Below are 17,485 nucleotides of genomic sequence, written 5' to 3' on the forward strand. Positions count from 1 at the left end.
ACCCTCCTTGAAGCTTAAAAATAAAGACCTTGCCCGAAACACCGGGCCAAGGCCGTAAAAGGGAAAACTCTATGGACCCTCCCTTTTCGGCCTCACAGGACCGTTCTTTAAAGGTGGTACCAGATTTAGTCCGGGAGTTCAAGGATAATCACCCTCTCCTCACCGTCAATTTCGTTTAATTTGACTAACGCCTCTTCTTTTCTGGACGTCGGAACATTCTTACCAACGTAATCAGGCCGGATCGGCAATTCCCTGTGGCCCCTGTCAATCAGGACCGCCAATTGGATGACCCTGGGCCTGCCCAGGTCTATCACCGCGTCTAAGGCTGCCCGGATGGTCCTGCCGGTGTAAATCACATCATCCACCAGCACCACCGTCTTGCCGGATACCGAAAAAGGCACCTCGGTCGACCGGACCAGCGGCTGGTAGGCCATGGTGGTCAAATCATCCCGGTAAAGTGTGATGTCAAGGGTGCCTACCGGCACTGAGCTGCCCTCGATATCCTTAATCCGCTCCGCCAGCCGTTCGGCCAGAGGCACTCCCCGGCGGCGGATGCCGATCAGCACAAGATTGCCGGTCCCTTTATTGCGTTCAATGATTTCGTGGGCAATCCTGGTCAGAGACCGGCGGATACCTTCCTGATCCAGGATTTGAGCCTTTTCCCTGGTCATAGAAAACCTCCAGTCCATAAAAAAACCTGCTAACCACCGGTAAGCAGGCCATAGTTGGCTAAAAGCTGGCTATGAATCCTTACCGGCCTCACGGGGCCGACTTCAAGGCTTTTTTCCTTCCATATATCTTACAGTAAAACAGGAAAAGTGTCAATGAAAAACTAACGACGTTTCGTGATCTATGGTTGGAGACACATACTGGTCCAATAAAACGTCAAATACGGTTGATTCCCACAAAGATCAGGGCGACACCTAAAATAATCAGGCCCATCCCGCCTGGGGAAATCCTGCCGGCCAGGCCCACCAGGCCCAGGCTGGTTACGGTGAGCAGGATTGTCGGGCCAATCAGAGCCAATAACGCGTTAATCTTGAAAGCAGTCTCGACCCGCCCAAACTTGAGCATCAACATGGCAGCCGTGAATTCTATGGCAGCGGACAGGATCCTTAACCCCGCCATCCCGAACACTATTTTTTCAATAAACATTGAAAACCCCTCCACCCTGCTTTTTACATTTCATATGCAAGTCCGGGGAGATAAATGCCGGACCTTAATTTACAGCTGATTGATTTTGTGACAAGCCGTATACGTATTCAGTAAGGTAACACTTTTGTTCAGCAATGAATATCTTGAACCGGAGGCCTTCCCCCAATATTGTGACGGGGAGTGGTCGCCATTAGCCACAAAGTGCTGGCAGTCACGAAAGGAGCCTTATCAATGGGTGGACAAGCACGTTCCAATATGTGGATGGACCTATTGGATTTCCCTCTGCAGGGGAGATCCGGAAAACCAAGGACCCAGGGACTTACCATGGTTATAGATAAGGGCTTGGGCCTGAATGCAACAAAAGATTTATTGAAAACAGCCGGTGAATATATAGATTTTATAAAACTCGGCTTCGGTACATCAGGCCTGTACCCCCAGGATCTCCTGGAAGAAAAAATCAACCTGGTCAAGTCTTATGGTATTGATATATACCCCGGCGGTACCTTCCTGGAGATTGCGGTGCTGCAGGGAAAGCTCAAAGATTACCTGACTTATGCCAAGGACCTCGGCTACACCGCCGTGGAAATTTCCGACGGCACCATTAAAATAACACCAGAGGTGAGAGAGCGGGCTATATGTATGGCCCTGCAACATGATTTAAAAGTATTGACCGAGGTTGGCAATAAAGACCCGCGGGACCGGGCCGAAGTCGGCCACTATATCGAACAAATTCTGAGCGACCTGGAACAGGGAGCTTTCAAGGTCATCCTGGAAGGCCGCGAGTCAGGCAAAGGCGCCGGCTTCTATGACCCGGAGGGACGCTTCCTGGCAGACGAGGTGGAACAAGTGCTCGCAGCCGTGGGCGACCCTCAGCCGTTGATTTGGGAGACCCCGCTGAAACAGCAGCAGCTGGAATTAATCCTCCGCTTCGGCCCGAACGTCAACCTGGGAAATATCGCTCCTGCAGAGCTGCTGTCCCTGGAAGCCCTGCGCGTAGGACTGCGGGGAGATACGCTCCGCCCGGTTTGCCGGAAGAAAGAATAAACTTAGCAGAGCCTTTCATGATATTAGGGAAGCCTTTTGAAGGCTTCCCTAATATCAATCACCTTATTTTTTTTTGTCCATATAATAACCCTGATGAAAATAAGTTTATTGGGTTACTGCTCATCGTCTGGGATTGATTACATCTAAGGTATATTTTTGAGCATCTCACTAGCATCAGTTACTTCAACCCCGGCCGGAAGTTGGAACGTATCAGCCGGCTGTTTACCTATCTTCAAGTTCTTAAACTCCACAATTGTTTTCTCCCCGTTGGGATCAGTCGACTCTATCCTTATGGGGATACCGTAATCCTGTCGCACCCACATCTTTGACTGTTCCTTCCTATCAGGGCTGGTGACTGTTACCACCTTGCACTCCACCCCATCGTAAGTCACCGTATCAACAACTTTGTACTTATCGGGGCTTATGTCGGCATCCTTTGTAAAGTCGGCCGGAGTTTCAGTCTTTTGCTCGCCAAGTTGATCGGAGGTCAATTTCATCGCCCTGCGCTCTTCAGGAAAATAGGTGTAAAAGGTGTTCCCGTCAACAATACTAATAATGTTTTTACCTTCCACAACTGAATCGGTTTTAATCTTACTACCTTCTACCCAAACCTTACTATTAATGGTGATGTCTTTGGATGTAATAATATAATCGTAGGACATGCCCTCGATCTGCTCACCTTTGGCAAAAAGACTCTCAACAGAATCATCCGCAACATCTTGCGCGGCGCCTTTGTCCGCAGTCTGCCCTCCGGCCGGCTGGCTGCTGTTCTCCTTGTTGCCACCGCAACCCACCAGGCTAAACACAATTAAAACCATAACCAGCAATAAAGAAAATAAGTTTAGCTTCTTCATAAATAACCTCCTTAAATTTGGAATTGTTATCATAAACAGATAAGGGTTTAAGCCTTACTTGTTATTTTCTAAAACTTTTTTAAGAATTAATAAACGGTATAATTTTCAATGTTTTTTATATTTAAGAATGATAATACTACTGGCAAGGGAGGTGATCTATATATATCGTGACCGGATATCCCGTTCAGATATGACGGTTCTAACACTCGTTTCGGCAGCTATGACCATTCCCTTTCTCTATTTGGCAAAAGACATAGCCAAATCATTACGGATCATAGCAAATAAAAAATCAGGCGCTCCTGAATATGGGAAAAACCCTTAAATCAAGCAGCCAGGGTTCGACTGTATGCTGGGGTTAAGGCAGGCCCTGGAAATAGAATTGGGCCTGCTTTAATATTCATGCTCGACTGAAAAACATAGCCCCCGTAGAAAAAATGCCCTGTTTGCAGCAACACCTGCTTTGCTGCTCGTCAGTTCAACCGGGTTCATTTACATGCTCTGGTTCTCAGCCTCACCTTGCATACCAACTAAAAGTCGCTTGACATACACTATTCCGCAGATAAAATTATTTGACACCTGCCATAATTTTCCCTTTGGATAATTTGTTGAAATATTATTCTTTTATGAAATAATTAACAGAAGGCGAGCAACTTCCATCAAATTGCTGGGGCTAATGTAAGAGGTTGGCAATATTGAGAACGGGGTTTCATATATTACATGAGGAGTGATAGTTGAAAGCCGGGTGGAAGCTGTTGTCCGGGGTAAATATACTTGTAGGCCTGCTTTTAATCGGAATAATGGCAAAAAGCAACCTGATTGCTACAGCCGCCTGTCTGCTTCTGATTTTAAAATTCACCAACCTGAAAATGATGTTTCCACTGCTTGAGCGACGCGGCTTGGAACTGGGGCTGCTCTTTTTAATTCTCTCGATCCTGGTGCCTTTGGCTAACGGCCGGGTATCCGAACGGGACATCATCTATAATATGACTTCCCTGCCCGGACTCCTGGCCATCGCCGGAGGGGCGCTGGCCACTTACCTGAACACCATCGGGATCAGGCTTATGAAAATTGACCCGGAAATAGTATTCGGGCTGGTGATCGGGTCGATTTTCGGCATTGTTTTCCTGCACGGGGTGCCGGTCGGCCCGCTGATGGCCGCCGGCATAGCAGCCTTATTCACCGGGTTCACACGCTTCCTCAGGCGTTAAGTGATCAAGAACATCCTGCAAAACTTTAGGCAGGGGGGCTTTAAATTCCAGATACCGTCCACTGCGCGGGTGGCTGAAGCCAAGCAGCCCCGCGTGCAGGAACTGCCCGTCCAGGTTAAAATGGGCCCTGGCAGGACCATACTTGGGATCCCCTACCACCGGATATCCGATAAACGACATGTGCACTCTGATCTGGTGGGTACGCCCGGTCTTTAGCTTTAATTCGAGGTAAGTATAACCATGATAGCGGCCCAGAACCCTGTAGGTGGTTACAGCCTGCTTGCCGTTTTTCTGCACCACGGCCATCCGCTGTCTGTCACGGGGATCGCGCCCGATAGGGGCGTCTACTTCGCCTGCCTTCTCCTTGACCCGCCCGTGCACCAGCGCCAGGTAGCGGCGGTTGACCTGCCTGTCTTTAAATTGCTGGGCCAGGGAGGCATGGGCTGCGTCGTTTTTGGCCGCCACGAGCAGGCCGGAAGTATCCTTATCCAGCCGGTGGACAATTCCCGGACGCATCACGCCGTTGATCCCCGAGAGATCGCGGCAGTGGTAAAGAAGGGCGTTCACCAGGGTACCCGAGTAATTCCCTTCGGCCGGGTGCACCACCATCCCGCGGGGTTTATTGACTACAACCACGTCGGCGTCCTCATAGTAAATGTCAAGAGCTACCGGCTCGGCAACTACCTCAAGCGCCTCCAATTCCGGCGTCTGGAGGCAGACCAAATCCCCCGACTTCAAGCGGCAATTGGCCCGCGCCGGTTGAGAGTTGACTGTCGCCATTCTCTCCGAGATCAGCTTTTGGATATATGAACGGGTTAGCTCATCCACCTGCTCTGCCAGGTAAACATCCAGTCTTTTTCCAGCGTCTTCATCATCAACGGTAAAGGAGTTCTCCATCTATGCTGCTACAACCCACTTTCCTTTTCAGGTTCTTTTTTGGACCGGTCCTTAACCAGCTCCAGGACCAGCAGACAGGCACCGATCACTATGGCGGTGTCGGCCAGATTGAATACAGGCCAGACCCGGAAGTCCAAAAAGTCCACGACCTGGCCGTATCGCAACCGGTCGGCCAGGTTCCCCAGGGCTCCGCCCACGATCAAGCTCAGACCATAGCGGAGTAAAGGACTCCCCGCGCGAATTCGCCGGTATCCCACAATTACCCCGGCCAGCATTATTACCGTAACGGTCACTAAGAGGGGAGTCTGGTAAGCCATCAGACCAAAAGCAGCGCCGGGGTTAAGGATGTAGGTCAAATGAAAAAAATGCGGCGCTACCGGGATCGACTCTCCCTGGTACATCCAAAGCTGCACGGCGGCTTTAGAGACCTGGTCCAACAAAAAGGTTGCCAATATCATTAAGAAGAACATTTCATCACCAATACTAATTTTACCATTTTTTCAGGCTCTGCGCATCCCGTCAAGGAGACATTTAGTCATCAACCTATATCGTTCTCCGGTGACAGTGTCTCCTCAAAACTGCCTGAAAATAATCTGAGAAATTTTTGCCCAGTAAAATATTAACAAATAATTATGTAATAATTAAATCCTTTATGGGCATGATACTATCACAAGGGTTCGTAATGGCCGAGCCAAGAGCGTTACAGGGTCAAATGGCTCTGTAATGGTCGGCCAAAGGTCGGTATCGGGTCATAATGGTTCGATGCCGGCCGGAGGGAAGATCGGTGGATGTTCCGGCAGGTTCTGCAGCAGTCCAAAATGATTGCTGCAGGGTCGTAAGGGATATTCATCGGTCGAGCTAAGATTACCATGGGTGTCGGCATGCTTTTACTTCGGTACAGCAAGAGGTTTACAGCAGTCGAAAGATTGCTGTGGGCTTCCTAGGCATGCATGGTAGTCGAGCAAAGGTCATTACGGGTTCCGTAATGGTCTATGGCAGTCGAAAGATTGTCATGGGCTATGCAGGGATGCGTAGTGGCTGTAGCGTAGGTCATTGCGGGCTCTTAACATAGAAACCTTCCTCTTTTGAGGAAGGTTTCTTGTTTAAACCTGAGCGATAGCCTGCGAAGCTCTACTGCGAGGAGAGCCTCAAGGAGTGCAACAAGTTCAACAACATCAACCGCAACCTGATTGCTTCAGTGAAGACGATCCAGAACAACGGGATGGAGGTCAGCGCCGGCTTCATCGTCGGATTTGACAGCGACACCCATCCATTTTCGAGCGGCAGATCAACTTCATCAAGCAGAGCGGCATCATCAACGCCATGGTGGGGTTGCTGAGCGCTCCCAGCGGGACGCGGCTATTTGAGCGCCTGAAGCGGGAGAATCGGTTGCTGTCCGATTTTACAGGTAACAACACTGACTTCTCTTCTTTAAACTTCATCCCCAAAATGAACCCTCAGAAGCTGCTGGAGGGCTATCAGAGCATCATCACCGCCATCTATGACCCGGCTGCCTTCTACGATCGGGTATACAAGTTTTTCAAGGAGTTCAAGCCGATTAAGCGGAAGCGTGCCGAACGCTTCCAACTGGTCTACATCAAGGCACTACTGAAGGCGATGTTCTATCTGGGCATACTGGAGAAAGGCCGGCGCCACTACTGGAAGCTCCTGATCAAAACCACCTTCCGCTACCCGCGCTTCCTACCGGAAGCGGTGAGCTTTTCCATCAAAGGCTTCCACTACCGGAAGATGTTCAGGCAAATGGTGCGTTTGGAGGGAGAGGTCTAAGCATCATGCCACCCGACCCGCCATCAGACGCACAGGGGGACGGTTCTCATGTGCGTCCCAGGTTCTGCTTTCTTACAATATGCAATGGCAGTCCGGTGACTTTGGATAGAAAGCAGTAAAACGATATACCAGGTCAACTGTGTTGGAGCATGATCGCCTTCCAAATAAAGTGGCCGGATGTTTTTGTCAGCAGGGGCCAAGTTACAAATTTTTAATAAATAACCGTACCACATCGGCCCCACCTATCAATGTTCCTATTGAGCCTCCTAAGTTTGCTGAAGTAACTATTAGTAGAATCCTGGTTACCTTATTATTCCAGAATCCTTTAATACTAAAAACATCTTCACTGAGATTCTCAAAGTCTCTTACACTCGGTCGACGTATATAGGCTTGCGTAAGTCCGGCAAACCACCCCGCTGCAATCAAAGGATGCAAGGTAGTTATGGGTGCTACAACAAAGGCGGTGAGAACGGAAAGCGGATGTCCAAAAGCAATCGCAGTTCCAAGTGCTGCAAAAGTTCCTGTCCATAACACCCAACTCATTGATTGCTGGGCTCCAACAGAAGGGTTGAGAATAAAGGTATAGACAATAAGTGCAAGAATCAGGATGGGAATTGTCCACCCAATAATCATAGGTACTTTGGATTTAGCAGGAAGCTGAGATAATGCCGCTAAATCATGTTCTTTGTATATCTCTTCTTTAATACCGGGAACATGTGCAGCTCCCAGAACAGCAACGACCTTGTTTCCCGGAGCTTCTTTGATTTTCTGGGCCAAATATTGATCGCGCTCATCAATTAAGGGGAGCTTTAACTTGGGAAAGGATCTTGTAAAATCATTGAGTATGGAGTTAAGCATATCCTGAGATTTCAATTTTTTCAGTTCCTCTTCCGTTATACTTTCATTACTGAAAATACTAAGGATGATCTCGGTAATAAGCCTGACTTTTCCCCAGAGCCCAACACTATGCCAAATACGGGAAAAGGTTATTTGAATGTTTCGATCGGCTAATACCAAGTTGGCGCCTATTTCTTTTGCTGATTCAATTCCCTGAATCATTTCTTGTCCGGCATTAATACCAAATTGTCTGGCTATGCGCTTTTGAAAGGATGAAATCACAAGATTTATTAAAAGCAAAGTGGCTTTTTTTTCTTTAAGAATTTTAAAAATATCGGTATCTTTCCATTTGTTCCCTTCTGTTACTGTTTGATACCTTTGCTCATCCAATTCGATACATACAGAGTCCGGCCTTTCGGACTCAATAACTTCCTTTACCTGTTCTGCGCTGTGTTTTGATACGTGAACAGTTCCAATAAGTATGAATTCTTTACCATCTAAGTATAGTCTCGTAATGTTTTCATTTTCTTCAGACATAGATACCTTCCTTTACGCTCTTCTTATGCAACAACTTACTACCAATGCAATCATTATACAATAATAAAGTGCGCCTTGGCTATGCGATTAACGGGATTATCGTCACCGGCTCCGCTTTAACAGAGCTATTTGTACTGCAGGCGGGTGATGCTGCCGGGCATGATAGTGGCTGAGGAAAACCTGCATAACAAGCTAAAAAACTAACTGTAGAATCTTGAGCTTGTCACGTGCGTATTTCGGCCGCATCCGGACACGAATTCCGGTAGTATCCGGACAGTGTAACGGAATTATTCGGACAGCATTTCGGCTTAATAGTCCGGACACCTTGTCGAGATTATCAAATTACTGGTACCCTTGTAGCAGAATGTGTAAAGGCGGCCAGAATATGAGGAGACTCGACATGCTGAAAGCAAGAGAAATTCTAAGGCTCAGACACGATTTAGGCTTGTCCCTGAGGGAAATTGGCAAATCGTGCAATTGTGGTAAAAGCACCGTTTCTGAGGTACTTGAACGAGCAGAAAAAGCCAAAATAGCCTGGCCGATACAGATGAGCGACAAACAACTAATGTCACTGCTCTATCCTCCGATAGAAAGCAAGAATTCACCACAGGAACCCAACATGGAATATGTTTTCTGCGAAATGAAGAAAAAAAGTGTCACACTTATGCTCCTGTGGGAAGAATACAAAGCCAAACATCCTGACGGGATCATGTATACTCAATTCTGCGAGCGTTACCGGAACTTCAAGAAGGCTAACGATATTACCATGCACAAGGAACATAAAACCGGTGAAGAGGTCGAGGTCGATTGGGCCAAATGTAAAGCTTTACATTTCATCCAGTCCACTTCCATAACTTCGCCGGGCTTGTGGTTTAGGTGCAAGGTCGCTTTGGTTTTGCGGACATAGTCGTTGTAGTATTTATTGAACTGGGTGGATTTGTACGGAATCTCCCCAGCCTCACGACATTGATCGCAGTACTCCACCCAAAGAAGAGTAAGTGTGACGCTGCTTTTGGCCATCTCACGATGGATATACTCATAATTTGGCATCTTGTAGTTTGCCTTTAGTGCGTTGGGTGGGAACAGCTTTTCTGAAAGCTCCTTGTTGCTCAAATCCTGCACATGCTTCCAGTCAAGACCACAGTCAACTGCACGTTTCAGAACATTTGCCACAGTATTTCTTGAACACTCGCAGGCGGTTGCTATGTCCTGCTTGTTGATCCCAAGGTCTCCAAGTCTCAGGATCTCTCTGTAATTGGTCATCCGCATGACCTCCTATGAATTTATTTGCGTCGAAATTATGACACATAAATTCATTATATAGAGGCATGCAGACACTATTTTCCAATGCATAATCCGCGCGGTGACCATGCACAATTTCAGCGGTCAGAGTGCTCAATCTCGGCGGTTAACTTGCACATTCTGCGGCGGCATATTCACTTAAAGCTTCTTGTTTACAAAAACCGTCAGTTTTTTTGCAACGCTAGTGCTTGGAATTATTACATTAAACCTGATTTAAGGCATTGCTCCGCATAATAGTGATAAGAAATCTGCTACCATATCTCCCTTGTATTACTTAAATATTCCGAAAGGCATAAAAATTATCACTAAAGGTCCTATTACGAAAGCAACTACTAAAAGAACTAGGATTACAATACGCCGCACCTTTCTAAGTTCAATAACCAATAGATTCACCCTCCTATTTTTAAAATTATTTCAGAACGCAAATTGACGGATGGAAACATGGTTTAAAGGAAAATCAAGTGGAATTTACACTTACCAGCTTTGGAATGACTACCATTGCCTTATTCTTTTTTTGGGGATAAAAGCTAATTTTTGATACTTTAGAAGTCCTGCTGTATCAAGGGCTTACAGTTTTCCAATTAGCTCTAATCGTATAAGAAATATTGTTTTTCTTTAATTTTGATGCTAACATTTGTTTACCCACACGATTTAGCGAGGAACCGAATCATGTTTAATTCTGGGGAGGACAAAGCAAGCAATCTTATCGGGTTCTTCTACTGATCCACCTTCAATATAAGCACGAGCTCTGCATCCACCTCTGCATAAGGATGCATGTTGGCATCTATCGATACGATTACATTGAAAATTACGGTAACGATTAAATCCTTCACCATACTCCCAAATTTCCTTTATACTTCTGTCGCGAATATTTCCGCTCCCAAATTTAGGATTCGTAGAATGGCTTAACACCTCGCATAAGCCAGTCTCCCCAACTGCAGATATAAACATACGAAAAGAGCCTACACCACAACTAGGGGCGATAGGTCCATCATTATCGATTTGCTCTACAGGGTGTCTGCCCTGAATTACAATATTGCTAGTAATTTTTGCTTCATATGCTGATGCGAGCATATCGGCAAATTGTTGTTCAGGTAAATTAAGATAGTTGCTCTCTTTTCCTCTGCCGAGCGACATAATATTTGATATTCTCCACGAAAAACCTAGGCGTCTAATGATCTGTATTAACTCATAAAATTCATTTCTGTTGGATTTATGTAGTATCACATTAATACGTAACGCGATTCCTTTTTCTTTCAATTTCGCTATCGTTCGACAAACCTTATTATAAGCTCCTTTAGTCCCTTGGAAGCGATCATGTGTTGGGCCTAAACCAGTTATAGTAGTTGCCAATTGGCGGAGTTTTAGTTTTGCAAGCTCTCCAATCATTGCATCGTCAATTAACGTAGCATTGGTAAAAATGTCAATGACCATGCCTTTAAAGCGCAAATAATGGAGAATATCAAGGATATCATCACGCAGAAATATTTCACCACCTGTCAAAGAAAAACGCCACACACCCAACTCTACCGCATCATCGATTAATCTCTTGATCTCTTCATTAGATAACTCTTTACTTTTTGCTCCAGCAATTGGAGGTACATAGCAGTGAATACATTTGAGGTTGCATCTCGTAGTGAGCTCTAGAGAAATCATATCAAGGGGCGGCTTGGTATAACTTTTTCTCATTCCATAGCAATACTCTTTTGGTTGTCCTTCAACTAGTATTCCTACTCTAAACATATCTGAGATGCAGTCCAAGATTTCTGTTTCAAGGAATATATCACATTTTTGAGCAGCATAAACAGGAACTTTTTTTGGTCTCTGGCCTTGCATCAATAGTTTGATGGTTTTTAGCATAAGTGGACTTACAGAGTTTACTTGGGTTAACGAAGGAACATGATAGAGTCTACCTCGCTCGCCCAAACTATCTTCTATGACAACAAAATTATCAGATAATCTCAATAATGAGCTTTCCAAATATTCTCCCTCCGCGCTATTTATCCTCAAGCTTAATTAGTCTATGATTCAACATAATAAAAAGAGAACTTAAAGCACTGCTTCCAAAATGTTGGATGATCTCCCCGATTGTTGTACTGCTATCTATCATGGCCCATATCTTACTATTTTCCCCAATATGCGGCAAACCAGAAAACACATAATTTTCGTTCCAACGAGAAATTATTTTTACAGGCTTTTTATTAAGTAGACATTGGTATGATATGACTTCAGACATACCAAAAATATAGCCGATGATGCACTTAAAAACATAAATAATTTCTTTTACAGTATCTAAACCATGTCTGGATAGTCTTTTCATACGACTGAAGTCATCATTGCCGTTTATGTCAGCCCATTTAAACCTAATGGCCATAGTTATCGGCAAAAGAATGGGAAGAAAATAGATTCTAGGTTTGCTCGACTCAAAAAACCCTAAAACTAAACCAAGATGAATAAAAATAACTAAAAAAACACACCCAAAAGTAGCCATCGCTATTGGGCCTCCAGCGAAATACCGGTACTGGATCGAAGGTGATGCAGGAATTCCAAATATACAGTCAGTTGATATGGCTTGCCATAGTCCCCAAGTATAATAACGAATGCTAACCTGTACTAAACCCTTGCTTTCTGCAATGGCTATCGCGGCGTGCCCAAATTCGTGGATAGCTAAAAGAAACCATATAATCAATACAGCAAAGACATAATACTTAACTAGATTTAATAATATGAACTGTTGTTTCGTTAAGTCAACAAGGATCATTAAAATTAATATTAACGAATAAACCCGTTGAAGTCTGACCAAAGCTTCAATAAGTATGCATAAAAATATCTTCCATGGTTTTGAGTTACTTTCAACGGATATATTATACGCTCTAATATTAGCAATATTCATTAATTATCTTCCTAATAGAAATAGTCCTTAATGGTTCGATTCCAGCTCAGCCCCCATTTGACAACCCAATCGTGTAAATCCACCAAAATACTAGGTATTTTAGAGATTAAGAGGATGTTTCAATATATCACTAATTAATAATATATCAACATAATTAGTCAGCACCCTGCTCGGTTAACCAGTTTATTACAATAACCGTGTTATGAACATGCTGATTACCGTAAAAAACAAAACATAAAACTAGCAATAGGTGTAATCAGAGCAAAAATCTGATTTTTTATTGGATGCGTTTTAAAGTATCAAAATTTCTTAACACATATTACTAACCGATCACGTATGAATCAGTCAGTCATAAAACCCGGGACAGTGAAGGAAACCCCATTTTATTCTAACAACCGATTTTAGCATGGACACTTTTGAGATTCAGAAATATACCGTTAAGATGGCAAGGAGAGCTGTTTTTTTAATGGCTAAAACAACACCTTAAGATAAAAAGGTTCTTTGGTACCAGTGATAGCGCTGTATACGGCCAGATATGGATAGCTCTTATAACGTATTGCTTGCTGATGATGACACGCTTGACCTGCCTGTGAAAATAACTTTTTGGCTATCTTGCGTCTTATTGCCGACCAACTCTATAGTCCCTATGCTGTCTTAATTGAGGTCCTGAAAAAGTCTCCGGTCAGGCCATCCCGTGGCAGGTGAAGAAAAGAGCATCATGAAAGCTTTAATCTATTGGTAAAACAAATTGATGTTGAGGCTACTGAGTTCTTAAATACTGTTGATGTAGAGCTATTTTACTTATAGGCCGCATCGTAGAAAGAAATATAGGCAGAAAATGTGGATCAGAGTTATCTTTTATGGAGCCGTTGTCCTTTTAATCTGGTAAAAAAATTCGTCTAAATATTGCGAATTAGACGCTCTTCTGTTGCGAGTAACCTAAAACTTCTTGTTTACAAGAGCCGTCGCTTTTTATGCAACGCTAGAGATAAGCTATATAGAATAGGTTTTTAATATAACGATTTTGTTGGTTCTGTCCCAACTGACTTGTGATATTATTACATTAAATTGATAAGTCATGCAATTTTACTATTTGTTGATTCATATCTTCTAATAGTCTCTCCATTTTGTGCCCTTTATGCCACATAGCAGTTTCAATGCTACTTTTAAGAACAGAACATCTTGGATCATGTCCATCAATGTTACCAGTATGCCATAATGCCCGTACTCGACAACCACCACCACAGAAATGCCGGAGCCAGCAAGCTTGGCATCCCTTTATAGAAGTATCTACGCTAAACTTGCTGTATTTGTCAGCAGCTCTTTCATAAATATTTCTTATTGATTCCTGCTTTAAAGTGCCAAGTACATACTGTTTCTGTTGTAATGCATGGCAGGGAAATACAAACCCATCGGGTGAAATGCTAAGTTGATTAATTCCTAGACCACAATTCTTCTTAGGAATCCTATGATAGATGAAATCATAGGGGAGATCTGCCACCGTCAATGAAAAAATAGGCTTATGCTGTTCAATAATTTCTCTTATGGATCTAAATTGTTCACCGGCTTCCCGTATAGTAGACACATAGGCTCGGTAAGCACGATTTGAAGCATGTACGTATTCCGCATTTGACACTTCCAGACCTTCTGTATCTTTTCCAACAGGTATGAGCCGAATAAGCGACAAGTTACATTCTAAATCATGGGCAAATTTTACCATCTCTGCTGTCTTATTGACATTATTTTTGTTTACAACCATCGATAAAGTGATCTTTCTTACTTTGCTAGCCTTTAACGACTGTATGGCTGATATAATTAAATTGAAGGTTCCAGGGCGGATTGATTCATGCGTCTGTTGATCAGGACCATCTAATGAGATATGTACATTACTAAATTTCTCGGCAATAGTTTTCGCGTTCATTTCGTCTATCTGAGTCCCATTTGTAACCAAAACAGTATCAGCTTCGATTCCTTTTGGCAAAATTTCAAAAAGATCTTTCCTAAGCAAAGGTTCTCCCCCAGAGATATTAATTTGCCTTACCTCCATCTCAAGCAAATCACATATTAGATTGCGTAAAGTCGTAGTGTTCATCTCGTCTTCTAGCTTGTTACCTGCTTGATAATAGCAATAAGCACACTTCAAATTACATTGATTAGTTACATTGATGGTGACGCTTTCTAGGCCTGATTGCGATTCTATTGTAGTTTGTTCTCCCAAAATTAATCCCGCTTTTTTGGCATCAAGAACAAATTGGATTATATCTTCTCTTATTAGTTCAACTGGAACTGCATATTCATCAGCGACTCTATTAACTATCCCATCAAGCGTATAATTCGAGTCACAACATGATAGTATTAAATGACCAATGTCATTTGTTCTGATCCATGCTATAGTCTCAGGATCTACCGCTAAGTATTCATCGCCTTTATTTCTAAATATTATATTTTTAGGGGAAACCGGGCGTGAATTTAAAATATTAGCTATTAACTTATTATCTTGACTTTTCATAACTCTATACCCTCCAAGTAATCCAGCTTCTCTTCATTCCTAGACTTTTGGAAAACCATTATGTTTTCAGTGTTCCCCAATATATTTTATTCCCTCCTATACACCCTGAAAACAAATCGCACACCTCATACTATTATGTTTGGGGATTGTGATTTGTGTTTCGAACGCCTTAATCGAATATTTTCTATTTTCTTTATGTCGTCACGAAACAACTCGGAGGCCTTATAATACCATCTCTGAATATCCTGTCTAGTTAAGTACTTAGTGCTTATGTTGGAATAAATGAGCTGGTGAGTATCCCAACCTTTAGAATAAATCGTAACACCTAGCTTTTCTCGATTTCTGTAAAGATATGTTCCGGGATAAGGTGTACACATGCCAAAAAATGGGGTAACTCCGTAACTGTCACGTAGATGCTTCGCAAATTCTAGCGTCTGCCGTACTGTGTCATGAGTATCTGAGTGATGTCCTATTATAAATGAGCAAGCAATAAACCTGATTCCTGCCTCTCTAGCCCACCTAACGGCAACTTCTATCTGTTCTACTGTAATATTCTTCCTTATAGAATACAAAACGCTTTGGACTCCCGACTCAACGCCAAATTGTATTGCATCGCAACCACTTTCAACCATTAATGTAAGTAGTTCCCTCGATACGTCGTCAACCCTTGATTCGCAGCCCCAAGCAAAACCGCTGTTACTTTTGTTGTAGTAGTGGCAGAAAGCCCTTGTTCGTTCGGGAAAAGCCGTAAATGTATCATCGACTACTGTTATATAGTCGATTTTAAAAATACGCCTCATTTCTTCTATTTCTAATATCACATTATCTATCCCTCTTGTTCGGTATCTTCCACCTGATATTGCTCCAGCAGCACAGAAGATACAGCTTCCGGGGCATCCCCTGCTCGTAATAATAGTCCCTGGCATCGGGTATTCTTCCATATCTATTGCAGTGCGGAGTGGAAAGGGTAACTGGTCTAATTCTTTAATATAGGGTCGGCCTGGATTTCTAACTATTTCTACATCTTTTCCAGTGTTCATTTTGTATGTTATTCCTTTAATCTCATTCAGCGAACCTCGCTGCTGAAGAAAATAATCAGCCAATTCTGCCATGGACAGTTCACCTTCGCCCCTGACGATAATGTCAACTGCTTCGTGTTGCAATGTCTCTTCATCCATGAAAGTTACGTGTGGGCCACCTAGGACAGTAATCACATTCGGGTTCCACTCTTTAGCAGAAGAACAGAATTCAAATACGGATACCGTTGCTTCAGAGAAGACAACTAACCCAACAATTTTAGGCTGTTCTTGTTCCAAAAAACCAATAAACTCACTCTTCTTTATCTTTTTTCGCATTATATCTAATACTTTTACTTTATACCCCCGGGAAACAAGATAAGCGGCGATATAAAGTAAACCCAATGGAGGGCTACCCACTGGAGGTTTTAACCAATCCTTCTCTGGGTGAACTTCCAATACTTCCGTATACCATGATGGTATTATAGGGTTTACTAAAACAACATCAGCCACACTATTTTCCCTCCGATTTCCATATCCTTGCATCGAGAGTCTTCAAAACGATTAATTCTTGCTCGGCTAATTCTTCTAGTATGCTTATAACTTCATCTTCAGAAATCCCAGTCGTTTCAATAATCCTTGATACAGTACTATACCCGTCCAGTTCCTTCCACACCGTTGAAGCATCCTTATCTAAAATCATCCGCCCTCGATCCTCCAAGCTTATTACTATTTGTCCCATTTTTTCATCTTCCATCCAATAAATAGGAATCATTATAGGGAAATAATGGTATATATCTTTTAACTCCTTATACATCGGATTCACCTCACTATATAAACATTTAAACACTTAAGTAATGCTATTCATTGATAGATTTTAGTTTTCAGAAATGACTGAGGTAAAGGTAAGACTTATAAGGGAGTTATTCTAATCATTATGTCTCCAGTATTTTAGATTTTTCCAAAACCATATTTTCAAGGACATGCCATAAAATTATTCTAGCAAAGCGCGCCTGATTCTACACCTATCATTGCACAGGCAGCTGTGGCAATAAAGAATTGTGCGCACCCGGCTTCGAATTCCAGTCTCTTATCGTCACGGTTACTGACCAACCACGGCGTTCTATATATTAATCGCTTTATCTTATTCATGAATTTACACCTCCTTCAAAGGGTATTTGCCTACCTTTACCTCATCGATATATGATTAAATATTAACAATACGTCGGACGGTAATATCATCAGTTGTTAACCTGACTTTGTATTGTTAATTCTGTCGTCGATGCCCTGCTAATACTAAAATATAAAAGCATCTTATGAAAAAATGGTTTCAATGCACTTTGACATTATACGAAAATAGAGCATATCAGTATTTATTTAATTCCCGTATATCCAGTTGACCGTACCGTATAATCGAGCACTCACCGGAAGGAAGAACTACAGCT

General features: G+C 43.2%; 17 protein-coding genes and 1 pseudogene. 5 read left to right on the top strand and 13 right to left on the bottom strand.

Annotated features, from left to right (window positions below):
- Nucleotides 1-125: 125 nt before the first annotated feature.
- Together pyrR and Psfp_RS00300 are read right to left on the bottom strand one after the other, a co-directional pair.
- Complete coding sequence (gene pyrR / locus Psfp_RS00295; RefSeq protein ID WP_134216643.1) at nt 126-671, bottom strand: bifunctional pyr operon transcriptional regulator/uracil phosphoribosyltransferase PyrR; 546 nt, start codon at nt 669-671, stop codon at nt 126-128.
- A 214-nt stretch (nt 672-885) separates the two neighbouring features.
- Nucleotides 886-1,155 (bottom strand): YqhV family protein, encoded by a 270-nt coding sequence (locus Psfp_RS00300; protein WP_134216552.1) that lies wholly within the window; start codon nt 1,153-1,155, stop codon nt 886-888.
- A gap of 231 nt (nt 1,156-1,386) precedes the next feature.
- Here Psfp_RS00300 and Psfp_RS00305 point away from each other — a divergent pair, with 231 nt between their 5' ends.
- Nucleotides 1,387-2,199: a phosphosulfolactate synthase gene (locus Psfp_RS00305; protein ID WP_134216553.1), complete on the top strand. Its 813-nt coding sequence runs from the start codon at nt 1,387-1,389 to the stop codon at nt 2,197-2,199.
- A 143-nt stretch (nt 2,200-2,342) separates the two neighbouring features.
- On the opposite strand, the gene Psfp_RS00310 is transcribed toward Psfp_RS00305, so the two are convergent.
- Complete coding sequence (locus Psfp_RS00310; RefSeq protein WP_134216554.1) at nt 2,343-3,053, bottom strand: outer membrane lipoprotein-sorting protein; 711 nt, start codon at nt 3,051-3,053, stop codon at nt 2,343-2,345.
- A gap of 797 nt (nt 3,054-3,850) precedes the next feature.
- Between Psfp_RS00310 and Psfp_RS00315 the strand changes: the two genes are divergently transcribed.
- Nucleotides 3,851-4,261: a DUF441 domain-containing protein gene (locus Psfp_RS00315; protein WP_243120406.1), complete on the top strand. Its 411-nt coding sequence runs from the start codon at nt 3,851-3,853 to the stop codon at nt 4,259-4,261.
- Here Psfp_RS00315 and Psfp_RS00320 read toward each other — a convergent pair.
- Both Psfp_RS00320 and lspA read right to left on the bottom strand, forming a co-directional pair.
- Nucleotides 4,226-5,158 (bottom strand): RluA family pseudouridine synthase, encoded by a 933-nt coding sequence (locus tag Psfp_RS00320; protein WP_134216555.1) that lies wholly within the window; start codon nt 5,156-5,158, stop codon nt 4,226-4,228. The genes Psfp_RS00315 and Psfp_RS00320 overlap by 36 nt on opposite strands.
- Before the next feature lie 8 nt (nt 5,159-5,166).
- Complete coding sequence (gene lspA / locus Psfp_RS00325) at nt 5,167-5,628, bottom strand: signal peptidase II (protein WP_134216556.1); 462 nt, start codon at nt 5,626-5,628, stop codon at nt 5,167-5,169.
- A gap of 853 nt (nt 5,629-6,481) precedes the next feature.
- Between lspA and Psfp_RS00330 the strand changes: the two genes are divergently transcribed.
- Entirely contained in the window at nt 6,482-6,946 is a 465-nt protein-coding gene (locus Psfp_RS00330; RefSeq protein WP_134216557.1) for a DUF4070 domain-containing protein, read from the top strand.
- A 201-nt stretch (nt 6,947-7,147) separates the two neighbouring features.
- Here Psfp_RS00330 and Psfp_RS00335 read toward each other — a convergent pair whose 3' ends face one another.
- Nucleotides 7,148-8,320, bottom strand: a complete 1,173-nt coding sequence (locus Psfp_RS00335) for a TraB/GumN family protein (RefSeq protein WP_134216558.1) — start codon at nt 8,318-8,320, stop codon at nt 7,148-7,150.
- Between the two features lie 44 nt (nt 8,321-8,364).
- Here Psfp_RS00335 and Psfp_RS22410 point away from each other — a divergent pair, with 44 nt between their 5' ends.
- Entirely contained in the window at nt 8,365-8,493 is a 129-nt protein-coding gene (locus Psfp_RS22410) for a hypothetical protein (RefSeq protein WP_282434311.1), read from the top strand.
- A gap of 559 nt (nt 8,494-9,052) precedes the next feature.
- Here the strand turns inward: Psfp_RS22410 and Psfp_RS00340 are convergent.
- From Psfp_RS00340 to Psfp_RS00350, 3 genes are all read right to left on the bottom strand, one after another.
- On the bottom strand, nt 9,053-9,583 hold the full coding sequence (locus Psfp_RS00340) for a helix-turn-helix domain-containing protein (RefSeq protein WP_134216559.1): 531 nt from the start codon (nt 9,581-9,583) through the stop codon (nt 9,053-9,055).
- A 690-nt stretch (nt 9,584-10,273) separates the two neighbouring features.
- Nucleotides 10,274-11,602, bottom strand: a complete 1,329-nt coding sequence (locus tag Psfp_RS00345) for a radical SAM protein (protein ID WP_134216560.1) — start codon at nt 11,600-11,602, stop codon at nt 10,274-10,276.
- 16 nt (nt 11,603-11,618) lie between these two features.
- Nucleotides 11,619-12,515 carry a hypothetical protein gene (locus Psfp_RS00350; RefSeq protein WP_134216561.1) on the bottom strand — a complete coding sequence of 299 codons (897 nt, stop codon included), beginning with the start codon at nt 12,513-12,515 and terminating at the stop codon, nt 11,619-11,621.
- A 440-nt stretch (nt 12,516-12,955) separates the two neighbouring features.
- Between Psfp_RS00350 and Psfp_RS22075 the strand changes: the two are divergent.
- Nucleotides 12,956-13,093, top strand: a pseudogene (locus Psfp_RS22075) (transposase); the annotation flags it as partial.
- Nucleotides 13,094-13,578: 485 nt separating this feature from the next.
- On the opposite strand, the gene Psfp_RS00360 reads toward Psfp_RS22075, so the two are convergent.
- The 4 genes from Psfp_RS00360 to Psfp_RS21395 all read right to left on the bottom strand — a co-directional run bounded on the left by Psfp_RS00360 (nt 13,579) and on the right by Psfp_RS21395 (nt 17,192).
- Nucleotides 13,579-15,024 (bottom strand): PqqD family peptide modification chaperone, encoded by a 1,446-nt coding sequence (locus Psfp_RS00360; protein WP_134216562.1) that lies wholly within the window; start codon nt 15,022-15,024, stop codon nt 13,579-13,581.
- Nucleotides 15,025-15,149: 125 nt separating this feature from the next.
- Nucleotides 15,150-16,553: a radical SAM protein gene (locus Psfp_RS00365; RefSeq protein ID WP_190258515.1), complete on the bottom strand. Its 1,404-nt coding sequence runs from the start codon at nt 16,551-16,553 to the stop codon at nt 15,150-15,152.
- A 1-nt stretch (nt 16,554) separates the two neighbouring features.
- A complete protein-coding gene (locus Psfp_RS00370; RefSeq protein WP_134216564.1) occupies nt 16,555-16,857 on the bottom strand; it encodes a hypothetical protein in 303 nt (100 codons plus the stop codon).
- A 182-nt stretch (nt 16,858-17,039) separates the two neighbouring features.
- The gene (locus Psfp_RS21395) at nt 17,040-17,192 is read right to left on the bottom strand and encodes a hypothetical protein (protein WP_190258516.1); all 153 of its coding nucleotides are present in this window, start codon (nt 17,190-17,192) and stop codon (nt 17,040-17,042) included.
- Between the last annotated feature and the right edge of the window lie 293 nt (nt 17,193-17,485).

The organism is Pelotomaculum sp. FP, from assembly GCF_004369245.1.
In the GTDB taxonomy this organism is placed as follows: Bacteria; Bacillota; Desulfotomaculia; order Desulfotomaculales; family Pelotomaculaceae; genus Pelotomaculum_C; species Pelotomaculum_C schinkii.